General features: G+C 74.5%; 18 protein-coding genes and 3 tRNA genes. 7 read left to right on the plus strand and 14 right to left on the minus strand.

Annotation, left to right across the window (positions count from 1 at the left end):
* Nucleotides 1–191: 191 nt before the first annotated feature.
* Nucleotides 192–617 carry a GlcG/HbpS family heme-binding protein gene (locus ACZ6W9_RS09020; RefSeq protein ID WP_389969551.1) on the minus strand — a complete coding sequence of 142 codons (426 nt, stop codon included), beginning with the start codon at nucleotides 615–617 and terminating at the stop codon, nucleotides 192–194.
* A gap of 214 nt (nucleotides 618–831) precedes the next feature.
* Here ACZ6W9_RS09020 and ACZ6W9_RS09025 point away from each other — a divergent pair, with 214 nt between their 5' ends.
* Entirely contained in the window at nucleotides 832–1869 is a 1038-nt protein-coding gene (locus ACZ6W9_RS09025; protein WP_470117110.1) for a phosphotransferase enzyme family protein, read from the plus strand.
* Nucleotides 1870–1958: 89 nt separating this feature from the next.
* Here the strand turns inward: ACZ6W9_RS09025 and ACZ6W9_RS09030 are convergent, their stop codons facing one another.
* The 4 genes from ACZ6W9_RS09030 to ureA all read right to left on the minus strand — a co-directional run bounded on the left by ACZ6W9_RS09030 (nucleotide 1959) and on the right by ureA (nucleotide 7648).
* The gene (locus tag ACZ6W9_RS09030; protein WP_470117112.1) at nucleotides 1959–3815 is read right to left on the minus strand and encodes a tetratricopeptide repeat protein; all 1857 of its coding nucleotides are present in this window, start codon (nucleotides 3813–3815) and stop codon (nucleotides 1959–1961) included.
* Nucleotides 3816–4149: 334 nt separating this feature from the next.
* Nucleotides 4150–5139: an agmatine deiminase family protein gene (locus tag ACZ6W9_RS09035; protein WP_470117199.1), complete on the minus strand. Its 990-nt coding sequence runs from the start codon at nucleotides 5137–5139 to the stop codon at nucleotides 4150–4152.
* Between the two features lie 104 nt (nucleotides 5140–5243).
* Nucleotides 5244–6893 (minus strand): urease subunit alpha, encoded by a 1650-nt coding sequence (locus tag ACZ6W9_RS09040; protein ID WP_389969555.1) that lies wholly within the window; start codon nucleotides 6891–6893, stop codon nucleotides 5244–5246.
* Nucleotides 6890–7648 carry an urease subunit gamma gene (ureA, locus tag ACZ6W9_RS09045; RefSeq protein WP_389969557.1) on the minus strand — a complete coding sequence of 253 codons (759 nt, stop codon included), beginning with the start codon at nucleotides 7646–7648 and terminating at the stop codon, nucleotides 6890–6892. Before ureA ends, ACZ6W9_RS09040 begins: the two co-directional genes overlap by 4 nt.
* A 64-nt stretch (nucleotides 7649–7712) precedes the next feature.
* Here ureA and ACZ6W9_RS09050 point away from each other — a divergent pair, with 64 nt between their 5' ends.
* Nucleotides 7713–8306 carry a TetR/AcrR family transcriptional regulator gene (locus tag ACZ6W9_RS09050; protein WP_389969558.1) on the plus strand — a complete coding sequence of 198 codons (594 nt, stop codon included), beginning with the start codon at nucleotides 7713–7715 and terminating at the stop codon, nucleotides 8304–8306.
* On the opposite strand, the gene ACZ6W9_RS09055 is transcribed toward ACZ6W9_RS09050, so the two are convergent.
* On the minus strand, nucleotides 8226–9557 hold the full coding sequence (locus ACZ6W9_RS09055) for an MFS transporter (RefSeq protein WP_389969560.1): 1332 nt from the start codon (nucleotides 9555–9557) through the stop codon (nucleotides 8226–8228). The two genes, ACZ6W9_RS09050 and ACZ6W9_RS09055, sit on opposite strands and share 81 nt — an antisense overlap.
* A 24-nt stretch (nucleotides 9558–9581) precedes the next feature.
* On the opposite strand from ACZ6W9_RS09055, the gene ACZ6W9_RS09060 reads away from it, so the two are divergent.
* Nucleotides 9582–10184 (plus strand): CGNR zinc finger domain-containing protein, encoded by a 603-nt coding sequence (locus ACZ6W9_RS09060; RefSeq protein WP_470117116.1) that lies wholly within the window; start codon nucleotides 9582–9584, stop codon nucleotides 10182–10184.
* Between the two features lie 47 nt (nucleotides 10185–10231).
* On the opposite strand, the gene ACZ6W9_RS09065 is transcribed toward ACZ6W9_RS09060, so the two are convergent.
* The 7 genes from ACZ6W9_RS09065 to ACZ6W9_RS09095 form a co-directional block, all read right to left on the minus strand.
* Complete coding sequence (locus tag ACZ6W9_RS09065) at nucleotides 10232–10900, minus strand: response regulator (protein ID WP_470117118.1); 669 nt, start codon at nucleotides 10898–10900, stop codon at nucleotides 10232–10234.
* Between the two features lie 3 nt (nucleotides 10901–10903).
* Nucleotides 10904–12157 (minus strand): sensor histidine kinase, encoded by a 1254-nt coding sequence (locus ACZ6W9_RS09070; RefSeq protein ID WP_389969566.1) that lies wholly within the window; start codon nucleotides 12155–12157, stop codon nucleotides 10904–10906.
* Nucleotides 12151–12873 carry an ABC transporter permease gene (locus tag ACZ6W9_RS09075; protein WP_389969568.1) on the minus strand — a complete coding sequence of 241 codons (723 nt, stop codon included), beginning with the start codon at nucleotides 12871–12873 and terminating at the stop codon, nucleotides 12151–12153. The genes ACZ6W9_RS09070 and ACZ6W9_RS09075 overlap by 7 nt, the downstream gene beginning before the upstream one ends.
* Nucleotides 12870–13586 (minus strand): ABC transporter ATP-binding protein, encoded by a 717-nt coding sequence (locus ACZ6W9_RS09080; RefSeq protein WP_389969570.1) that lies wholly within the window; start codon nucleotides 13584–13586, stop codon nucleotides 12870–12872. The genes ACZ6W9_RS09075 and ACZ6W9_RS09080 overlap by 4 nt, the downstream gene beginning before the upstream one ends.
* 235 nt (nucleotides 13587–13821) lie before the next feature.
* Nucleotides 13822–13893 (minus strand) — tRNA-Val (locus ACZ6W9_RS09085).
* Between the two features lie 13 nt (nucleotides 13894–13906).
* Nucleotides 13907–13977, minus strand: a tRNA-Cys gene (locus ACZ6W9_RS09090).
* Between the two features lie 26 nt (nucleotides 13978–14003).
* Nucleotides 14004–14075, minus strand: a tRNA-Gly gene (locus tag ACZ6W9_RS09095).
* Nucleotides 14076–14313: 238 nt separating this feature from the next.
* Here ACZ6W9_RS09095 and hutH point away from each other — a divergent pair.
* Entirely contained in the window at nucleotides 14314–15861 is a 1548-nt protein-coding gene (gene hutH, locus ACZ6W9_RS09100; protein ID WP_389969572.1) for a histidine ammonia-lyase, read from the plus strand.
* Between the two features lie 139 nt (nucleotides 15862–16000).
* On the opposite strand, the gene ACZ6W9_RS09105 is transcribed toward hutH, so the two are convergent.
* Complete coding sequence (locus tag ACZ6W9_RS09105; RefSeq protein ID WP_470117121.1) at nucleotides 16001–17278, minus strand: NAD(P)-binding domain-containing protein; 1278 nt, start codon at nucleotides 17276–17278, stop codon at nucleotides 16001–16003.
* 58 nt (nucleotides 17279–17336) lie between these two features.
* On the opposite strand from ACZ6W9_RS09105, the gene ACZ6W9_RS09110 reads away from it, so the two are divergent.
* The 3 genes from ACZ6W9_RS09110 to ACZ6W9_RS09120 are packed head-to-tail and all read left to right on the plus strand — an operon-like array spanning nucleotide 17337 to nucleotide 20126.
* The gene (locus tag ACZ6W9_RS09110; RefSeq protein WP_389969576.1) at nucleotides 17337–18272 is read left to right on the plus strand and encodes a LysR family transcriptional regulator; all 936 of its coding nucleotides are present in this window, start codon (nucleotides 17337–17339) and stop codon (nucleotides 18270–18272) included.
* 4 nt (nucleotides 18273–18276) lie between these two features.
* Entirely contained in the window at nucleotides 18277–19296 is a 1020-nt protein-coding gene (locus ACZ6W9_RS09115; protein WP_389969578.1) for a chorismate-binding protein, read from the plus strand.
* Nucleotides 19296–20126: an aminotransferase class IV gene (locus ACZ6W9_RS09120; RefSeq protein WP_389969580.1), complete on the plus strand. Its 831-nt coding sequence runs from the start codon at nucleotides 19296–19298 to the stop codon at nucleotides 20124–20126. The genes ACZ6W9_RS09115 and ACZ6W9_RS09120 overlap by 1 nt, the downstream gene beginning before the upstream one ends.
* Nucleotides 20127–20299 lie beyond the last annotated feature (173 nt).

Here is a 20299-nt window from a genome sequence, read left to right on the forward strand (position 1 = left end):
GGCCGTCCGGAGGCGGCGGCCTCTGCGCCCGCCGCCGTCCGTTCCGGACGGACGGCCGATCCGGGGCTTACCCGGCTATTCGTCAGGGGCAGTGCGTGAGAGTTAATCTAATGACAAAAGTGAGACGACATAAAGGGCTTCCGCTTGTATCGCTAATCAGTTTCCTAAAAAGCCCTGGAAGCTATTAATGGCTATATATCCCTTTTTCGGAACAGGGGGGTGTCCTCCCAGAGCGCGGCGGCGGCCTCGGCGCACGCCACGTCCTGGGCGACGGTGCCTCCGCTGACGCCGACCGCCCCGGCCACCCGCCGCTCCTCGCCGGGGTGGCGCAGCGGCACGCCGCCGCCGAAGCAGACGTACCTGTCCCCGGGGAGGCCGTACAGCTCCCCGCCGGGCCGGACCAGGCGGGCCAGGTCGGCGGTGGTCATCCGGTGGGCCACCGCGGTGTACGCCTTGCCCGGGGCCAGCGTCACCCCGGCGATCTCCGCCCCGTCCATGCGCTGGAAGGCCACCAGGTGGCCGCCCGCGTCCACCACGGCCACCGAGACGAGGGCGCCCTCACGCCCCGCCTGCCGAACCGACGCCTCACACATCCGCAGCGCGAGTTCGATGTTCACCGGGCTCCTTCGGCCGTGGCACCCTTTTGCGGGACAATTCGGTTTGTATCCGCCACCGCCCGGCGGTGCAAGATCCCATACGGGATCCGAAGCCTTCGCAGCGCGGCTCCCGCGCACCGCCAGGTCCTGTTTCGTGGATCTTCGCCGTGGCGAGGGGCCGCCTGGGCGACCGCGGTAGGCGAAAGATCCACAGAACAGGACCTACGGAGGATCCATGCACGACGGCCGCCCGCCGTACCCGGACCGGCCGGAGCGGGTCCACGACCTGTCGGCCGGCGACGGGGCGCTGGCCGCCGCGCACCGGGCCGCCCGCGAGGCGGCGCGGCTCCACGGGATGCCCCGCGCCGGGGTCACGCTGATCAACGTGTCGGAGAACGCCACCTTCCGGCTGGACGACCCGGACACCGGGGAGCGGTCGATCCTGCGGGTGCACCGATCCGGCTACCACTCCGTCGCGGCGATCCGCTCCGAGCTGGCCTGGCTGGAGGCGCTCCGCGAGGAGGCGGGGGTCCGCACCCCCCGGGTGCTGCCCGCCCCCGACGGCTCCCGGGTGCTGACCGTCCCCGGCGCGCCGCCCCGCGCCTGCGTGCGGTTCGAGTTCCTGCCCGGCGCCGAGCCGCCCCGGGACCGCCTGGTGCCCGGGTTCGGGCGGCTCGGCGCGGTCACCGCGCGGATGCACCGGCACGCGCGCGCCTGGCGGCGCCCGGCGGGCTTCACCCGCTTCCACTGGGACCACGCCGCCGCGCTGGGCGCCGGGTCGCGCTGGGGCCGCTGGCAGGACGGCCCCGGCGTGGACGCCGAGGCGCGCGCCGTGCTGGGACGGCTCGACGCGGAGCTGCGCCGCAGGCTGCGCCGGTTCGGCCGGGACCCGGACCGCTACGGCCTGATCCACGCCGACCTGCGCCTGGCCAACCTGCTGGTGACCGGCGACGGGCCGCCCAGCGTCATCGACTTCGACGACTGCGGCTTCGGCTGGTACCTGTACGACCTGGCCGCCGCGCTGAGCTTCATCGAGCACGACCCGCTGGTCCCCGAGCTGATCGCCTCCTGGCTGCGCGGCTACCGGGACGTGCTGCGCCTGCCGGCCGAGGACGAGGCGGAGACCTGGACCTTCGTCATGTTCCGCCGCCTGCTGCTGGTCGCCTGGATCGGCACCCACTCCGGCGTGGACATCGCCGCCGAGCTGGGCGCGGGCTACACCCGGGGGACCTGCGAGCTGGCCGAACGCTACCTCGGCGGCACGCTCGCCTGACCGCCGCAGGCCGGCACGGCCCGGCCCCACCGTGACAGGCCGGTCCGTGACAGGCCGGTCCGTGACGGGCTGTGGCCCATGCCGGGCCGTCAGTCCTCCAGCTCCCGGCGGACGTCCTCGTCGTCCGGCGCCAGTTCGAGGGCGCGCCGCAGGTCGGCGGACGCCTCCCCGGCGCGGCCCGCGGCGCGCAGCGCCATCGCCCGGTTGTACAGCAGCGCGGGGTCGTCCCCCGACTCCAGCGCGCGGGTGAAGTCGGCGACCGCGCCCGCGGGGTCGCCGGTCTCGAACGCCAGAGCCCCCCGCCCGGCCCACGCCGCCGCCAGCGACGGCGCCCGTTCCAGGGCGCCGTCGAACGCGGCCCGCGCCCGGTCCGGCCGCCCCGCGGCCGCCTCGACCTGCCCCAGCGCGCACAGCAGGTACGGGTTGCCCGGATCGATCGCGAGCCCGGTCTCGACGTCGGCGCGGGCTCCGCCGTACTCGCCGAGCGCGGCCAGCAGCCCGGCCCGGTTGGCCAGCGCGTCCACGAACCCCGGGTCCAGCTCCAGCGCGTGGTCCAGGTCGTCGAGGGCGCCGCGGTGGTCACCGGCGGCGAAGCGGATCTCGGCCCGGTTGTAGTAGGGCTCGGGGAACGGCGGGCCGACCCGCATCGCCGTCTCGTAGTCGGCGACCGCCTCCTCCTCCCGGCCCAGCCGGTGCAGCAGGTTGCCCCGGTCGATGTAGTAGTCGGGGTAGCCGGGGTCGGCCGCGATCACCGCGTCGAGGTCCCCGAGCGCCTCCTCCGGACGGCCCAGCATCACGGCGAGCTGGGCCCGGTTGGCCAGCAGCACCAGCCGGTGGATCGGGTGCTCGTCCGCTCCCAGGTCTCGCCCGGCCAGCTCGACGGCCTCCTGGACCAGCTCCAGGGCCCTGGCCGGGCGGCCGAGCCGTACCTCCACCAGGGCCCGGCCGTTGAGGTCGAAGCCGAGCTTGAAAGCCCGCTCGCGCGGGTCGGGCAGCAGCGTGGAGATGGCGATCGCCTGGTTGACCCAGGCCAGCGCGGCCTCCGGGTCGCGGCGCGCCGGGTCGTGGTGGCGGACCTTGAGCATCGCGGTGGAGTAGGCGGCGGCGGCGTGGACGGCGGGGGAGACGCTCTCGCGCCTGGCCCGGTCGAACAGGGCCTCGGCCTCCTCCTCGCGGTTCAGCGCGCCGAGCGCGGTCGCGGTGCTGTGCAGGAAGCGCCACCAGACCTCCGGCTCGGCGGCCGGGTCGGTCAGCGCCAGCGCGCGGGTCCCCAGTTCGGCCACCGCGTCGTGGCAGCCGGCGTCCAGGCACCACCGGACCGCGAACCGCAGCGCCTCCACCGCCCGGCGCGGGTCGGTGCCGCGCTCGCGGTGGTAGGGGATCGCGCCGAGGCGGGCGCCGACGGTGCCCTCCCGCTCCAGCTCGTCGGCGAGGGCGTCGTGCTCGGCGGGGGTGAGTGCCTTCCAGGGATCCCCGGGCTCCCCGGGCTCCGCGGCGTCTGCGGTCTTCGCGGGCCCGGCCGGCTCCGCGGATCCGGCGGGCTCGCCGGTCATGACGGCCAGCGACCCGGGGTCGATCCGCCGCCGCAGCACCGCCAGCAGTTCCCGGTCGGTGGGGTCGGCCAGGTGGACGTTCTCCACCACGAGGGTGCGCGGCCCGGTCTCCGCCAGGTGCTCGCGGACGAACTCGGCGAACCCGTTGGCCAGCCGCAGCGTGCGCCGGGGGGCGTGGACCAGGATCCGCTCGGCCCGCGGCAGGTGGGCGGCGAGCGACCGGCGCCTCTCCGGGATCAGCTCGCCCATGTCGGGCGCCATGGCCCGCAGCTCGATGTCGTAGCGGGCGACCAGCTCCGGCCGGGCGGCGGGCACCAGCGCGGCGACGATCGCGCCCCCGGCGGTGTACGGCCCGCGCAGGCGCCGGTCGGCGTCGACGGGGGGCAGGAGCAATGGAGGAAGGGGCGTGTTCTCCGGCGGTGACTGTCCCCGGCTCACCGTTCTCCTCTGCGCGTTCTCCGGGAACCGGCACCCATCTCTGGGCGCCGGTTCCGCGTTTTTTCGGATTTTTCCGGCGTCAGCCTACGTGCTTGGGGCTCGCGGCCCCCGTCAGCGCCACTGTGCCGGGCTTGTGGACAATGATGAGTTTCATTGCGCGGGGCCTTCCTCGATACCAAGAACAAACCGCAAGTATTCGCACTGATCGCCAAGGCTGACAAGATCTTTTTCTTATGGTGGCCGGATCAGGACACTCGCTGGACAAAAGGCCCCTGGAAGGTTCCACGGCTCACGGGCGCGGTTGCTGCTGGGTGATGCAGTGGATTCCGCCGCCGAGGGCGAAGATGGGCCGGGCGTCCACGGTCTCGATGGCACGCCCGGGGAAGAGCCGGGCGAACACCTCCGCCGCCGCGGCGTCGCGCGGATCGCCGAACGAGCACAGCAGGGCCAGGCCGTTGGCCAGGTAGTGGTTGATGTAGGAGTAGTCGACCGGCTCGCCGTCCACCTCGCGGGTCTCCGGGGCGGGCAGCTCGACGACCTCCAGCGCCCGGCCCCGGGCGTCGGTCGCCGACCGCAGGATCCGCAGGTTCTCCCGGGTCACCTCGTGGTCGGGGTGGTCCGGGTCGGGCTGGACATGGCAGAGCACCAGGCCGGGGCGGGCGAAGCAGGCCAGCAGGTCCACGTGGCCGCCGGTGCCGTACCGGCCGTAGTCGGCGGTCAGGCCGCGCGGCAGCCAGATCACCTTCCGCGCGCCGATCCGGTCGCGCAGCTCGGCCTCCACCCGCTCCCTGGTCCAGCCGGGGTTGCGCCTCTCTCCGAGCTGGACGGTCTCGGTGACGATGACCGTGCCCTCCCCGTCGACGTGGATGCCGCCGCCCTCGTTGACCATCTCCGAGCGGAACCGCCGCGCGCCCACGCGCTCCAGGACGGCCGCCGCCACCAGGTCGTCCTTGGCGTGGGCGTTCCATCCCCAGCCGTTGAACGTCCAGTCGACCCCGGCCAGGCCGCCGGCGCCGTCCACCAGGAAGGTCGGGCCGTTGTCGCGCATCCAGCAGTCGTCCAGCGGCTGTTCCATCACCTCGACCTCCGGCGCCAGCCACCGGGCGGCGGACTCCCGCTCGCCGGGATCGACGACCATCGTGACGGGCTCGTAGCGGACGATCGTGTTGGCCACGGCGGACCAGGCGCGGTGCGCGGCCTCAGGCCCGGCGTCGAGGGTGTAGCCGGGGACCGGCCAGGACATCCAGGTGCGCTCGTGCGGGTGCCACTCCGGCGGCATGAAGAACAACGTAGGACTCCTTCTCGGACGGGGACGTCTGTGAGGGGGCGGGGGAGGCCGCGGGCTCTCCGGCGGCCTCCCGGGGGCTCCGCGGGACGGGACGGTCAGAGGAAGTACAGGCGGCTCAGCGAGACCGACTCGGCGGGTTCCGAGCGCACCGGGTCGCCGTCGAGGGTGACCAGGCCGGCCGCGTCCACCCGCACCTCGCCCAGGCGCGCGTTGCGCACCAGGTCGGCGGGGCCGATGCCGCGGGTGCCGCGCACGGCGACCCGGCGGCGGCGGGTGGTCATGCGGTCGTCGCCGGACTCGACCGCGGCCCGGCTGACGAACGCCACCGACAGGTCGGCGGCGGTCGCGCCGTGCGCACCGAACTGCGGGCCCAGCACCAGCGGCTCACAGATGTCGGTGGAGGCGTTCGGGTCGCCGGTGACGCCGTAGGCGGGGAAGCCGGCCTTCAGCACGAGCTGCGGCTTGGCGCCGAAGTGGTCCGGCCGCCACAGCACGATGTCGGCCAGCTTGCCCGGCTCCAGCGAGCCGACCTCGTGCGCCAGGCCGTGCGCGATGGCCGGGTTGATCGTCAGCTTGGCGAGGTAGCGCAGCACCCGTTCGTTGTCGTGCCGCTCCGGGGCGCCCAGCTCGGCCTTCATCTTCCCCGCCATGGCGAACGTCCGGCGCACCGTCTCGCCCGCCCGGCCCATGCCCTGGGCGTCGGAGGAGGTGATGCCGATGACCCCGAGGTCGTGCAGCACGTCCTCGGCCCCCATCGTGCCGGCCCGGATCCGGTCCCTGGCCAGCGCGGCGTCCCCCGGCAGCTCGGGCCGCAGGCCGTGCACCGAGACGATCATCCCGTGGTGCTCGGCGACCGCGTCGCGGCCGAAGGGCAGCGTCGGGTTGGTGGAGGAGCCGATGACGTTGGGAACGCCGGCCAGCCGCAGCACGTTCGGCACGTGGCCGCCGCCGCAGCCCTCGATGTGGAAGGCGTGGATCGTGCGCCCGTCGAGCACGGCCAGGGTGTCCTCCACCGACAGGCACTCGTTCAGGCCGTCGGTGTGCAGGGCCACCTGCACGTCGTGCTCCTCGGCGACCCGCAGCGCGGTGTCCAGCGCCCGGGTGTGCGCCCCCATGTCCTCGTGCACCTTGAATCCGCTCGCGCCGCCCTCGGCGAGGGCCTCCACCAGCGGGGCCGCGCCGGAGGACGAGCCGCGCGCCAGGAACCCGATGTTCACCGGCCAGGCGTCGAAGGCGTTGAACGCGTGGCGCAGCGCCCACGGCGAGTTCACCCCGACGCCCCAGACCGGCCCGAACTCCTGGCCGATGATCGTGGTGACGCCGGAGGCCAGGGACGCCTCCATGATGCGCGGGCTGAGCAGGTGCACGTGGGTGTCGATCGCCCCGGCCGTGGCGATCAGCCCCTCGCCGGACACGATCGCGGTGCCGGTGCCGACCACCACGTCCACGCCGTCGAGGGTGTCGGGGTTGCCGGCCCGGCCGATCGCGTGGATCCGCCCCTCCCGGACGCCGATCGAGGCGGTCCGCACGCCCAGGAACGGGTCCAGGATCAGGACGTTGCTGATCACCAGGTCGCAGGTGTCGCGGACCGAGGCGGCCTTCAGGTGCAGCCCGTCGCGCGCGGTCTTGGCGAATCCGGCGATGAACTCGTCCCCCGGCCGGTGGGCGTCGTGCTCGACCTCCACCACCAGGCCGGAGTCGCCCAGCCTGACCCGGTCGCCCCTGCGCGGGCCGTACACGCTCACCTGCCGCCCCCCTCGCCCGTTCCCGCCGGTCCGGCCGGCCGGGGGTGTGCGGGGCCGCCGGCCCCGCCCGTCTCCTCGCCGCCGAGATACCCGCAGGCCCGCGCCTTGTCCATGGCCCGCTCGAAGGCGCCGGGCGCGTCCAGCGGCCCGTCCACCAGCCCGGCGAACCCGATCGCCACCCGCGCGCCGCCGATGGGCGTCAGCCGGACCGTACGGCCCTCGCCCGGGTCGAAGCGCACGGTCGAGCCCGCGGGGACGGCCAGGCGCCGCCCGTAGGCCGCCGCCCGGTCGAACCGCAGCCGCGGGTTCACCTCGAAGAAGTGGAAGTGCGAGGTGACGCTGATCGGCACGGTCGCGGTGTTGACCACCTCGACCTCGACGGCGTCCTCCTCCGCCGGCGCCTCCCGGGGCGCCTCGATGACCGCGCCGGGGGCGGCGTCCCCGAGGGAGCCGCCGCCGAACGGGTCCGTCACCACGGCCAGCCGGGTGCCGTCGTCGAAGACCGCCTCGACCATCACCTCGGTGACGACGTCGGCCACCCCGGGCAGCACGTCGTCCGGGCCCAGCACGGCGCGGCCCGCCGCGACGGCCTCGGCCAGCCGGGCGCCGTCGCGGGCGGCCTCGCAGACCGCGTCGGCGACCAGCGCGGTGGCCTCGGGCACGTTGAGCCGCAGGCCCCTGGCCTTCCTCGCCCGCGCCAGCTCCGCCGCGGTGAACAGCAGGAGCCGGTCGCGTTCCGTCGGTGTCAGCCGCACGCGATCTCCCTTAGAACGGATTTCAAACTTAGAACGGCATTCTAAACAGGTACGGTGATGAGCCATGACTGCGAAGCCGGCGCGCCCCGACGTGCGAGCCCACGTGCTCCGGGCGGCGCTGCAGGCGATCGACGAGGTGGGGCCGGAGCGGCTGCGGGTCCGCGACATCGCCGAGCGGGCCGGCATGAGCAGCGGCCACGTCATGTACTACTTCGGCAGGCGCGACCGGCTGATCGTCTCGACCCTCCTGCTCAGCGAGGACGAGCTGGCCGAGCGCCGCACGGCCGAGCTCACGGCCGTCGCCGACCCGGTCGAGGCGGTCCGGCGGCTGGTGGAGCTGTACCTCCCCGGCGGCGCGGGCGACGTCCGCTGGCGGCTGTGGGCCCAGATCGTCGCCCAGCCGCCCCGGGACGAGGAGACGCTGACCCGGATCGCCTCCTTCACCGGCACCTGGGTCCGCGAACTGGCCGCCCTCGCGGTCCGGGGGGCGGGGGAGGGGGTGTTCCGCCCGCTGGACGACCCGGAGGACTTCGCCGGGCGGATCTGCCGGATCATGGACAGCCTCGCGGGCGACGTGTTACTCGGGCTGCCCGGCCGCGACGCCGGATGGGCGCACGAGCAGGCCATGCGGGCGATCTCCCGGGAGCTGCTGCCCTGAGCGCGGCCCGGACACCAGGTAGACCAGGGCGGCCAGGAGTTGCACCCCGGCCCCGGTCAGCAGGGCCGCCGGCACCGAGTGCTCGGCCAGCGGCCCGGCGACCGCCGAGCCGACCGCGAAGGCGCTGATCTTCAGGCTCGCCGCCGTGGTGAAGACCTGCCCGCGCAGCCGCTCGGGCGCGTCGCGGTGCCGTACCACGAGCACCGCGATGAGCTGCGGCCCCTGACCGAGACCGGCCAGCACCGCGGCGACCACCGCCGTCGCCGGGGAGCCGGCCACGGCGGCCAGCACCGAGCCCGCGGCGATCGGCAGCGTGCCCAGCAGGATGACCCGGTCCGGCACGGCGGGCGGGCGGCGGGCCAGGACCATGTTGGCCACCAGCGCGCTCGCCGCCAGCGCGGACAGCAGCAGCGTGCCGTAGCCGTCCTCCCCGGTGAGCCGGGCGCCGAGCAGCGGCGCGCAGACCGTCAGGACGCCCGCCCCGGCGAAGGACACCGTCGTGGTGAGGGTGGCCCGCCGCAGCCGGGGGTGCCGGGTGATCGCCGACAGCCCCGCGGCCATGTCACGCCACAGCGGCTCGCGCGCCGCGCCCGCCGCACCCGCGTCCCCGGCCTCAGGCGCCCCCTTCGAGCCCTCCCGCGCCGCGTCCTCCCGCGCGGCCTCTCTCCGCGCCGCGTCCTCCCGCGCGGGGGAGCGGGCCGGGAGCGTCCAGGCCGCCGGTACGGCCAGCAGCACCAGCCCGATCGACACCGCGACCGCCGCCGGCGCCCCGGCCGCCGTGGCCAGCGCCCCGGCCAGCGCGGGCCCGCCCAGGCTCGCCACGTTGTACGTCAGGCCGTCCAGCGCGCTGCCCCGCCGCAGGTCGTCATCCCCGGCGACCAGCGGCAGCTGGGCCGTCCAGCCGCCGGTCAGCGCGGGCCCCAGCACCCCGGCGAGCACCGCGACGCCGACCAGCGCCGGTGTCGGGACATGCCCCAGGGCCAGCAGGATGACCAGGAGCCCGGCGGCGTAGGCCGCCAGCGCCCCCGCCAGCATGCGGCCCGGCCGCGGGGAGCGGTCCAGCAGGGCGCCGAAGACCGGGCCGCCCACCGCCGAGGAGATCGTCAGCCCGGCGAGCAGCGACGAGGCGACGGTCACCGACCCGGTCGCGGAGAGCCCCAGGAGCAGCAACGCGGGCCCCGACGTGTCGTCGCCGGTCCGGGCCGCGACGGTGCCCGCCAGATATCCGGCGAGTCTGTAACGGCTTCTCATTCATAAGACGTTACACTAGGGGGCGTGCTCAGATCCACGAGGAACACGGCCGACCGCGCGGCAGACCTGGTCGCGGTGCTGCTGGACACCCCGGCCGTCGAGAACGTGAGCGAGGTGCTCCGCGCGTACGGCGAGCGCGGCCCGGGTGGCGACCTCGGCCTCACCGCCGGCGACGTCGCCGCCATGCGGGAGGCGGCGGCCCGGCTGCGCGAGGTCTTCGCCGCCGCCGACCTCGACGAGGCCGCCGGGCTGCTCAACCGGATCCTCGCCGAGTCCGCCCGGCCGCCCCGGCTGACCACCCACGACGGCACCGCCGACTGGCACCTGCACGCCGACGGCGAGGACGACGCCCCCTGGGCCGAGTGGTTCCTGGTCTCCTCCGCCATGGCCCTGGCCATGCTGCTCACCGAGCACCGGCGGATGCCCGGAGGCATCTGCGCCGCGCCGGGATGCGACCGCCCCTTCGCCGACTCCTCCCCGGGCAGCCCCCGGCGCTTCTGCTCCTCCCGCTGCGCCACCAGGGCCCGGGTCGCCGGGCACCGCACCCGCCGCGCCGTACCGCCGGCCTCCCCCGGCGGGCCGCACGGGGCGCAGGCCCGTCTGCCGGAGAGGCCGTCTAACGGCTGAGCGGGGAGGCGGCCCCCTGCGGTCACGGCGCCGGCTCAGGCCATTGCTCAGTCCGCGGCACCCGGCCTGAGCAGGCCGGTCTCGTACGCCGCCGCCACCGCCGCCGCCCGATCCTTCACCTCGAGTTTGGCGAAGACGTGCAGCAGATGCGTCTTCACCGTGGCCTCGGTGACGAACAGTCTCGAGGCGACCTCGCGGTTCGTCGCGCCACGGGCGACGAGCCCGAGCACCTCCAGCTCCCGGCGGCTCAGCGCCCGAGGTCCGGACGCCCGTGGCCCGGTCGCGTGCGGGCCGGACGCGCGCGCCCGGTCCGCCAGCACACCCGCCACGGTGGCCGACAGCACCGTCTCGCCCCGGGCCGCCGCCCGTACGGCGCGGCACAGTTCGGCGCGCGGGGTGTCCTTGAGCAGGTAGCCGGTGGCGCCCCGCTCGATGGCGGGCAGGACGTCGGTGTCGTCGTCGAAGGTGGTCAGGACCAGCACGTGGACGCCGGGAGCCTGTTCGCGGAGCCGCCGGATGACCTCCGCGCCGCTCATCTTCGGCATGCGCAGGTCCAGGAGCACGACGTCGGGGGCGGTCCGCAGGGCCACGACGAGTGCCTCCGGCCCGTCGGCCGCCTCACCGACGACCTTGAAGGCGTCGTCCCCGGCGAAGATCCCGCGCAGCCCGTCACGGACGACCGGGTGGTCGTCGACGATGACCAGACGGATCGGCATGTCTCACCGCGCCTTTCCGGAGCGGCCGGACGATTCCGGATCCGCGCCCGCGGGGATGGCCGGAACGGTGGCGGAGATCCCCGTCCCCTGGCCGGGGGCCGTCTCGACCTCGAAGGCGCCGGCCAGACGGATGATCCGCTGGCGCATCGCGATGAGGCCGAAGCCGCCCGCCTGCGAGGGGTCCGTCGCCCCGGGAACGAAGCCGGAGCCGTCGTCGCGCACGTCCAGCACCGCCACATCCTCCATGTAGGACAGGGTGAGGCCGACCCGGGTGGCCGAGGCGTGCTTGCCGACGTTGGTCAACGCCTCCTGCGCCACCCGCAGCAAGGTGATCTCCACTTCCGGATGCAGCGGCCGGGGGTCGCCGGTGACCGACACGGACACGGGAACGCCGGCGGCCCGTGACCATTTCCCGGCGACGTCGTGCAGGGCGGCGACGAGCTGGGCCTCGTCCAGCGGCGCGGGGCGCAACGCCTGAACCGAGCGCCGGGCGTCGTTCAGGCTCTCCCTGGCCAGGGTCCGCACCGTGTCCAGGCGCGCGCGGACGGCGGATGCGTCACCGATCACGGCGTCGGCGGCTTCGAGCTGGGTGATGACGGCGGCCAGCCCCTGGGCGACGGTGTCGTGGATCTCCCTGGCCATCCGCTGCCGCTCCGCGAGCACGCCGGCCTCACGGGCGCTGGTCAGCAACCGGGCCTGCAGGCTCGCGTTCTCCTCCGCGAGGGCGGTCAGTTCGGCCCCGGCCTCCCGCAACCTCGCGATCATCACCCTGCGGTTCTCGTTCTGCCGGCGGACGGCCTGGCCGACCAGGCCGATCGCGGAGGCGACCAGCAGCGCGGCGAGGAAGGCGAAGAGCATCTCGCCCGGGGTCCGTTCATGCCCCGGACGGGCGACGACCAGCACACCGGCCGTCGCGGCCACCCCCGCGTACGCCCACCACCCCGGGATCAGGGTGAAGGACTGGACGAACATCACCAGGGCCGTCACCGTGAACAGCGTGTCGATCCTGATCAGCATCCCGATGACGGCGAGCATCACGACGAAATAGACGATCACCGCCGCCGGCCGTCCGGTCCGGCCGGGGCGTGACGTGACCATGAACCAGTGCCAGGCCGCGACGAGCAGCACCAGGAACGGCACCTCCGGCCTCCAGCCCCGCGGCAGGGCGAAGACCGCCGGAAGCAGGATGAACAGGTACGGCAGGGCGATCCAGACGCGATCCCCCCGTGCGACGGTGGGATCGTCGGCCGCTACCACCGGAACGCCCGGAGGGCGACACCGCCGGCGACGATCGATATCGCGACCATGACGCCCAGGGTAACCGGGGAGGTCGCGCCACCGGCCCAGCCGTCACGGATCGCCCGCACGGCGGGGGCCATGGGGGTCAGGTCACCGATGGCACGCATCGAACCGGACATGGTCTCGCGGGGGATGACGGCGCCGGATACGAACCCCATCGGGAAGAAGAGGCTCAGTCCGATCACCGTCGCGGTGCGGCCGCCGGGGGCGAGCGCGCCGACGAGGAGGCCGATGGAGCCGAGGCTCAGTGCGCCGAGCGTCCACGCCAGCAGGACGCCCGCCGCGTTCGCGGGCGCAGCCAGTCCGTAGAAGGCCAGGCCGGCGACGACCAGCAGCGCCGTTCCGAGCGCGGCCAGCAGCATGTGGGCGGCCCACTGGGCGGCGAACAGCATGGTGGGCGAGGCGGGGGTGGCACGCAGCCTCTTCAGCACCCGGCGTTCCCGGTACCCGGCGAGGGTGGCGGGGAGGATGACCAGCGCGGCCAGGCCGATGACGAAGACGCTCAGCATCGGCACCGTGGCGTCGACGGCCGGCAGGCCGCCCGGCAGCGGCCGGCCGGTGCGCAGCTTGACCCACAACATGATCGCGGGGAAGGCCAGGGCGAAGAACGCCGACATCGGGTCACGCGCGATCAGCCTGAGCTCGACCGCGATGACGTGCCCGGCGCCCTTCACACGCCGTCCCCTCGGGTCAGCGCGAAGTACGCCTCGTCCAGCGAGCCGGATCGCCCCTGTGCGATCAGCTCGCACGGGGTGCCCGCGGCGATGACCCGCCCGTGGTCGATGACCGCGAGACGGTCGCACAGCGCCTCGGCCTCGTCCATGAAGTGGGTGACCAGCACGACGGTGACGCCGCGTTCGCGCATGGCGCGGATCAGGCCCCAGGTCGTACGGCGGGCGGCGGGGTCCAGGCCCGTGGTGAGCTCGTCGAGGAAGACGACCTCGGGGTCGCCGACCAGGGCCAGTGCGATGAACAGCCGCTGCTTCCAGCCGCCGGACAGGCTCGCGAAGCCGTGGCGTCTCTTCGCCGTCAGCCCCCACTCGTCCATGAGCGTCCGCCAGTCGGCGGGCTCGTCATAGAAGGAGGCGTACATCCGTAGCGCCTCATCGACCTTGATCGCGTCGGGCAGGGCCGCCTCCTGCAGCTGGGCTCCGACGCGTTGCAGCAGCTCACGGCGATCGGTCCGCGGATCCAGTCCCAGCACCCGCAGGGTGCCGCCGTCCCGGTCCCGCAGTCCCGACGCGCACTCCACGACCGTGGTCTTCCCCGCCCCGTTGGGGCCCGCGACGCCGAAGATCTCGCCGCGCTCCACCGTCAGTGAGACGTCCTCCACCGCCCTGACGGTCCGATAGCTCTTCCTCAGGCCCTCGATCTCGATGACTGTCATGCTCCGAGGGTCACCGAGGGACGGCGCCCCCGGAATCCACCGAACGGTTGATGGGGGAGACCTCCGGACCCGGGCCGGCGGAGCACTCGCCGGAGGCGGGACCGTGCGCCCGGAGGCGGTGCGCCTGCCGTGGGTGCTCCGCGGAGGTGCGGTCGCCGCGGTGTGCCCGTCCGCGGTGCGTCGCGGCTCCGGAAAACAGAAGACCCCAGGCCGCCGGCCTGGGGTCTCTCCTGGGTGGACGATACTGGGATTGAACCAGTGACCTCTTCCGTGTCAGGGAAGCGCTCTCCCGCTGAGCTAATCGTCCTCGTCGAAGCCAGAGGTGGAGACGGGATTTGAACCCGTGTAGACGGCTTTGCAGGCCGTTGCCTCGCCTCTCGGCCACTCCACCGAGTGAGGGCCCGCAGGCCCCTTCCGAGCGGAAGACGGGATTCGAACCCGCGACCCTCACCTTGGCAAGGTGATGCTCTACCACTGAGCCACTTCCGCGTGCGACTTCCGGGCCGAGGCCCGGTCTCACGGGTAGAACTCTAGCGAATGGCGGCCGACTCCCCAAACCGGAGCGCGCCGGGGCCCCGGAAAGAGGGCCTTCCGGCTCCCTGAATGAGGCACTCCGGCGAGTGGTGGAAGACGGCGGACCGGGTGACGATGGCGGGGCGGCCACCTCCGCTTGTAAGGGTCTAACATCACATACACCAGTTACCATCCACCGCGAGAGAGTGACACCATGCGCGACAACGAGGTCGTGAACGTCGGGACCGAGCCGCTGAGCTTCGACGACGTCGTCAAAGTGGCCCGGCACGGGGCGACGGTGCACCTGACCGACGACGCCGTGGCGGCCGTGGCCGCGGCCCGTACCCGGGTGGACGAGCTGGCCGAGAGCCCCGTCCCGGCCTACGGGGTCTCCACCGGGTTCGGAGCCCTCGCCACCCGGCACATCGAGCCCTCGCTGCGCGCCAGGCTCCAGCGCTCCCTGATCCGCTCGCACGCCGCCGGGTCGGGGCCCGAGGTGGAGACCGAGGTCACCCGGGCGCTGATGCTGCTGCGCCTGCGCACCCTGGCGACCGGCCACACCGGCGTGCGCCCGAAGACCACCAAGGCGCTCCAGGGCCTCCTCAACGCCGGCATCACCCCCGTGGTCCACGAGTACGGCAGCCTCGGCTGCTCCGGAGACCTGGCCCCCCTCTCCCACGTGGCGCTCACGATCATGGGTGAGGGCGTCGTCCGTGACGCCTCCGGGCGGCTGACGGACGCCGCCGAGGCGCTGAAGCAGGCGGGCGTCGAGCCGGTGGAACTGGCCGCCAAGGAGGGCCTCGCCCTGGTCAACGGCACCGACGGCATGCTCGGCATGCTGATCCTGGCCATGGACGACCTCACCCGGCTGTTCCGCGTCGCCGACGTCGGCGCGGCCATGAGCATCGAGGCGCTGCTGGGCACCGACCGCGTCTTCGCCGCCGACCTGCAGGCCCTGCGCCCGCATCCCGGCCAGGCCGCCAGCGCCGCCAACCTCCGCGCGCTGCTGGCCGGATCGCAGATCATGGACTCCCACCGGGACGGCACCTGCACCCGTGTCCAGGACGCCTACTCCCTGCGCTGCGCCCCGCAGGTCGCCGGGGCCGCCCGCGACACCCTGGCACACGCCGCGTCGGTCGCCGCCCGGGAACTGGCCTCGGCGATCGACAACCCGGCGGTCCTGGCCGACGGCCGGGTGGAGTCCAACGGCAACTTCCACGGAGCCCCCGTCGGATACGTGCTGGACTTCCTGGCCATCGCCGCCGCGGACATGGCGAGCATCTCCGAGCGCCGCACCGACCGCATGCTGGACGTCGCCCGCAGCCACGGCCTGCCGGCCTTCCTGGCCGACGACCCCGGTGTGGACTCCGGCCACATGATCGCCCAGTACACCCAGGCGGCGATCGTCTCCGAGCTCAAGCGCCTGGCCGTGCCCGCGAGCGTGGACTCCATCCCCAGCTCCGCGATGCAGGAGGACCACGTCTCCATGGGCTGGTCGGCCGCCCGCAAGCTGCGCCGGTCGGTGGACGGGCTCACCCGGGTACTGGCGGTGGAGATCCTCACCGCGGCCCGCGCGCTGGACATGCGGGCGCCCCTGCGGCCCGCCCCCGCCACGGCCGCCGTGGTGGCCTGCCTGCGCCAGGCGGTCTCCGGCCCCGGACCCGACCGCTTCCTCGCGCCGGAGATCGAGTCGACGGTCCGGCTCGTGGCCGACGACTCGGTCGTCGCGGCGGCCGAGGCGGTCACCGGCCCCCTGGCCTGAGCCCCGCCGTCACCCCGGGACGGGCGGCGGCCGGCTCACCGGAGCCGTCAGGCGGCCGGGGCGCCCCGGTCCGCCGCCCCCGCGCGCGGCCGGAGGCGTCCGCCCGGCCTGCCGTACCCGGTGTGGCCCCGCGGACCGGTCACCGCTCCGCGGGCAGGGCGGCGATCACCTCCACCTCGATCATCAGCCCCGGCCGGAACAGCCGCGACACCTCCACGGTGGTGCTGGCCGGAGGCTCGCCGGTGATGTACCGGCCGCGGACCGCCGCGTACTCCAGCAGCCTCGACATGTCGGTCAGATGGGTCCGGATGTGGGTGACGTCGTCGAACGTGCAGCCCTGGTCGGCGAGGATCCGCGCCAGCAGTTCCATCACGTGCTCCGACTGGCGGGTCATGTCGTCCTCGCCGACGACCCGTCCCTCTCCGTCCAGCGCGACCTGCCCGGAGACGAACAGCAGGCCCGCCGCCTTCGTCGCGTGCGAGTAGCGGCCGTTGGTGGCCGGTACCGACGCCGGGTTCACCTTCGCCACGCCCCTGCTCGGCCTCACCCCTCCGGCGGCGGCATGATCGAGGATGTCCGCGCCGCCCGCCGTACGGTCCTCCGTACGGCGGGCCGCCCGCAGGTGGCCGAAGACCGCCGTCAGGTCGGCGCCGCCCAGCCCCGCCGCGGCCGCCTCCAGCAGCCTGTCCCTGGCCGCCGCCGTGATCGTCCCCGTCCCGGGGGACGCCAGCGTCAGGTCTTTGGCGGCCAGCCCGAGGGCGTAGCGGGTTTCGAAGGGGCCGTTCTCGGCCGCGGGCCGCACCCGCTCGACGAGCCCGCCCAGCGGGGTGCCGCCCAGCACGTCCAGCAGCACGCCGGGGTCCACACCGCCGGCCTCCGCGCGGGCCAGGGTCTCGGCCAGCAGCACCTGGGCGGGGACCAGCGCGCTCATCACCGCCACCTTGAGCGCGGCCCCCGCGCCCGGCCCACCGGCCTCCCGGACCCGGCCGAACACCTTCAGCACCTCACGGCAGCGCGCCAGGTCCTCCGGCGCGCCGCCGGCGAGCACGGTCAGTGTGCCGTCCCGCGCGGGCCCCACGCTGCCCAGCACCGGAGCGTCCACCAGGCCCACCCCCACGGGGAGCAACGCGCGGAGCCCGGCCACCGCCTCCGGCCCGATCGTGGACATCTCCGCCACCAGGGTCCCCGGGCGCAGGCCGGGGAGCGCCTCGGTGAGCACCCCGCGGACCGCCTCGGGATCACTGAGCATGGTGACCACCAGCTCCGCCTCCGCCACCGCCGCGGCGGGGGAGCCGGCGACGGCCGCCCCCTCCAGCGTGCGGGGGGTGCGGTTCCACACCGTGACCTTGTGCCCGGCCGCGATGAGGCGGCCGGCCATGGGGGCGCCCATGCGCCCCAGACCGAGGAAAGCAATCATGGGTGTCACCGTACGGACGCGCGTGCCATTCCACCAGCGACTACATTTCATGTCATCCATGCGTAGGAGGAATGTGTTCGACACCGACGCGCTGCGCCTGCTGGACGCCGTGGCCGCCACCGGCTCGTTCACCGCGGCCGCGGCCCGGCTCAACTACACCCAGTCGGCCGTCTCCCGGCGTATCGCCGCCCTGGAGACGCAGGCGGGCGGCCCGCTGTTCGACCGCCTCGCCCGGGGCGTCCGGCTCACCCCGGCCGGGCAGGCGCTGCACCACCACGCCCGGGTGGTGCTGAACCGGCTGGCCCGCGCCGAGGAGGAACTGGCCGGCATCCACGGCGGGCACCGGGGCACGCTGCGCGTCGGCGCGTTCGCCACCGCCAACGTCGCACTGGTCCCCGGCGCGCTGCGCGCCTTCGCCGACCGCTTCCCCGACGTGGCCCTCACCCCCGTCGAGGGCCCCAGCGGCGGCCTGCTGCGCCGGATGCGCGAGGGGGAGCTGGACGTCGCGGTGGTCAGCGACTACCCGGCCGGACTGCCCTACGACGAGGACGTGGAGCTCACCGGGCTGGTGGAGGAGGAACTGCTGGTCGCGCTGCCCCGCGGGCACCGGCTGGCCGGGCTGGAGGTCGTCGACCTGCGCGAGCTGCGCGAGGAGACCTGGATCGAGGCGCCGCCGCCCGGCGGGACGACCCTGCTCGCCCAGGCGTGCGCCCGCGCCGGCTTCGCCCCCCGCGCCACCGTCAGGATCGCCGAGTGGACCGGCAAGTTCGGGTACGTCGCGGCGGGGCTCGGCGTCACCCTGGTGCCGGCCCTGGCCGCGCCCGCCGTACCGGCCGGCCTGGTGCTGCGCTCCCTCGGCGGGTCCGCCCCGCGCCGGACGGTCTCCACCGCCCTGCCCCGCACGCCCCTGCCCGCGGCCCGCGCGCTGGTGGGGCTGCTCACGGAGACGGTGGAGACGGTGGGACGGCAGCCGCACGCATCAGCGGGACAATAGCCGCATGCACGACTCGTTCGCCCACGCCGGGGGGTTCCTGGCCACCCGGCTCCGCGACGTCACCACCGACGTGTCCGCGCTCGACGGCGAGGGCTGGTGGGCCGTCGTGCTCGACTACGAGGGCAAGGTTACCTGCGCGCGGTTCGACGACGTCCGCCGCGCGCCGCTGCCCGCGCCCCGCCGCCCCTGGCGCGGCCCCGCCCCCTCGGCGTGGCGCAGCTCCCTCGACCGGGCCGCCTACGAGGAGGGGGTGCGCCGCATCCGCGCCCGCATCGAGCGCGGCGACGTCTACCAGGCCAACCTGTGCCGGGTGCTGACCGCGCCGCTGCCCGGGGACGCGGACCCGCTGGCGCTGGCCGTACGGCTGGCCGAGGGCAACCCCGCCCCGTACGCCGCCACGGTGTGCCTGCCCGGCCGCAGCGTGGTGTCGGCCTCCCCGGAGCTCTACCTGTCGCGGGACGGAGACACGGTCGAGTCCAGGCCGATCAAGGGGACCGGCGCCACCGCGGACGACCTGCTGGAGAAGGACCGCGCCGAGAACGTGATGATCGTCGACCTGGTCCGCAACGACCTGGGCCGGGTCGCCGAGGTCGGCTCGGTCACCGTGCCGGCCCTGTGCGAGGTCGAGGAGCACCCCGGCCTGGTGCACCTGGTCTCCACGGTCCGGGCCCGGCTCGCCCCCGGATACGGCTGGCCGGAGCTGCTGACGGCGACGTTCCCGCCCGGTTCGGTGACCGGCGCGCCCAAATCCACCGCGCTCGGTGTCATCGATGAACTCGAACCCGAACCGCGGGGGCCCTACTGTGGTGCTGTGGGCTGGGTCGACGCCGACCGGGACCGGGCGTCGCTGGCCGTGGGCATCCGCACCTTCTGGATCTCCTCCGGCGAGATCCGCTTCGGCACCGGCGCGGGCATCACCTGGGGCAGCGATCCACGACGCGAATGGCACGAGACCGAGTTGAAGGCCGCGCGGCTGGTCGCGCTCGCCTCCACATCCGGTTCGGCAGGTTCAGGAGGAAACTGATGAACACCCCCGTATGGGTCAACGGGAAACTCGTTCCGGCGGACAGCGCCACGGTGTCGGTCTTCGACCACGGGCTGATGGTCGGCGACGGCGTGTTCGAGACGATCAAATGCGTGAACGGCGTCTCCTTCGCGCTCACCCGCCATCTCGACCGGCTCCGGCTCTCCGCGCGGCGCATGGACCTGCCCGAGCCCGACACCGAGGCGATCGCCGAGGGCGTGCGGGCCTGCCTCGCCGAGGCCCCCGCCTGGCCGCTCGGCCGGATCCGCGTCACCTACACCAGCGGCCCCGGGCCGCTCGGCTCCGATCGCGGCGACCAGGGCTGCACCGCCGTGGTGATCGTCGGCGAGCAGAAGCCCTTCCCGGCCGCCGCCGACGTCACCGTCGTGCCCTGGCCGCGCAACGAGCGCGGCGCGCTCGCCGGGGTGAAGAGCACCTCCTACGGCGACAACGCCAAGGCCCTCTCCTACGCCAAGGCGCGGGGCGGCGGCGAGGCGATCTTCGCCAACCTCGCCGGGAACCTCTGCGAGGGCACCGGGAGCAACGTCTTCATCGTCCGCGACGGACGGCTGATCACCCCCACCCTGGCCTCCGGCTGCCTGGCCGGGGTCACCCGGGCGCTCACCCTGGAGTGGTGCGGCGGCACCGAGGAGGACGTCCCGCTGTCGGCCCTCCACGAGGCCGAGGAGGCGTTCCTGACCTCCACCACCCGCGACATCCAGCCCATCCGCGCGGTCGACCAGACCGTTCTGCCGGCCGCGCCGGGCCCGATCACCTCCAAGGCGATGCGGGTCTTCGCCGAGCGGGGCGCCGCCGACCTCGACCCGTGATCCGCCGCCGGGCCGCTTCCTGCGGCCCGGCCGCGACGCGTCCGGTCCCCGGGGGCGCCCGCGGGCGGGGGGGGCCCCGGGGGCCGGCGGTGAGTGCGGGTTGGACACCAGGGTGTGGGCGTTGAGCACCACCACCCAGAACATGATAGCCCGGGCGGGGAGCGGGTGATAGA

It is taken from the genome of Streptosporangium sp. NPDC053982 (assembly GCF_055585205.1).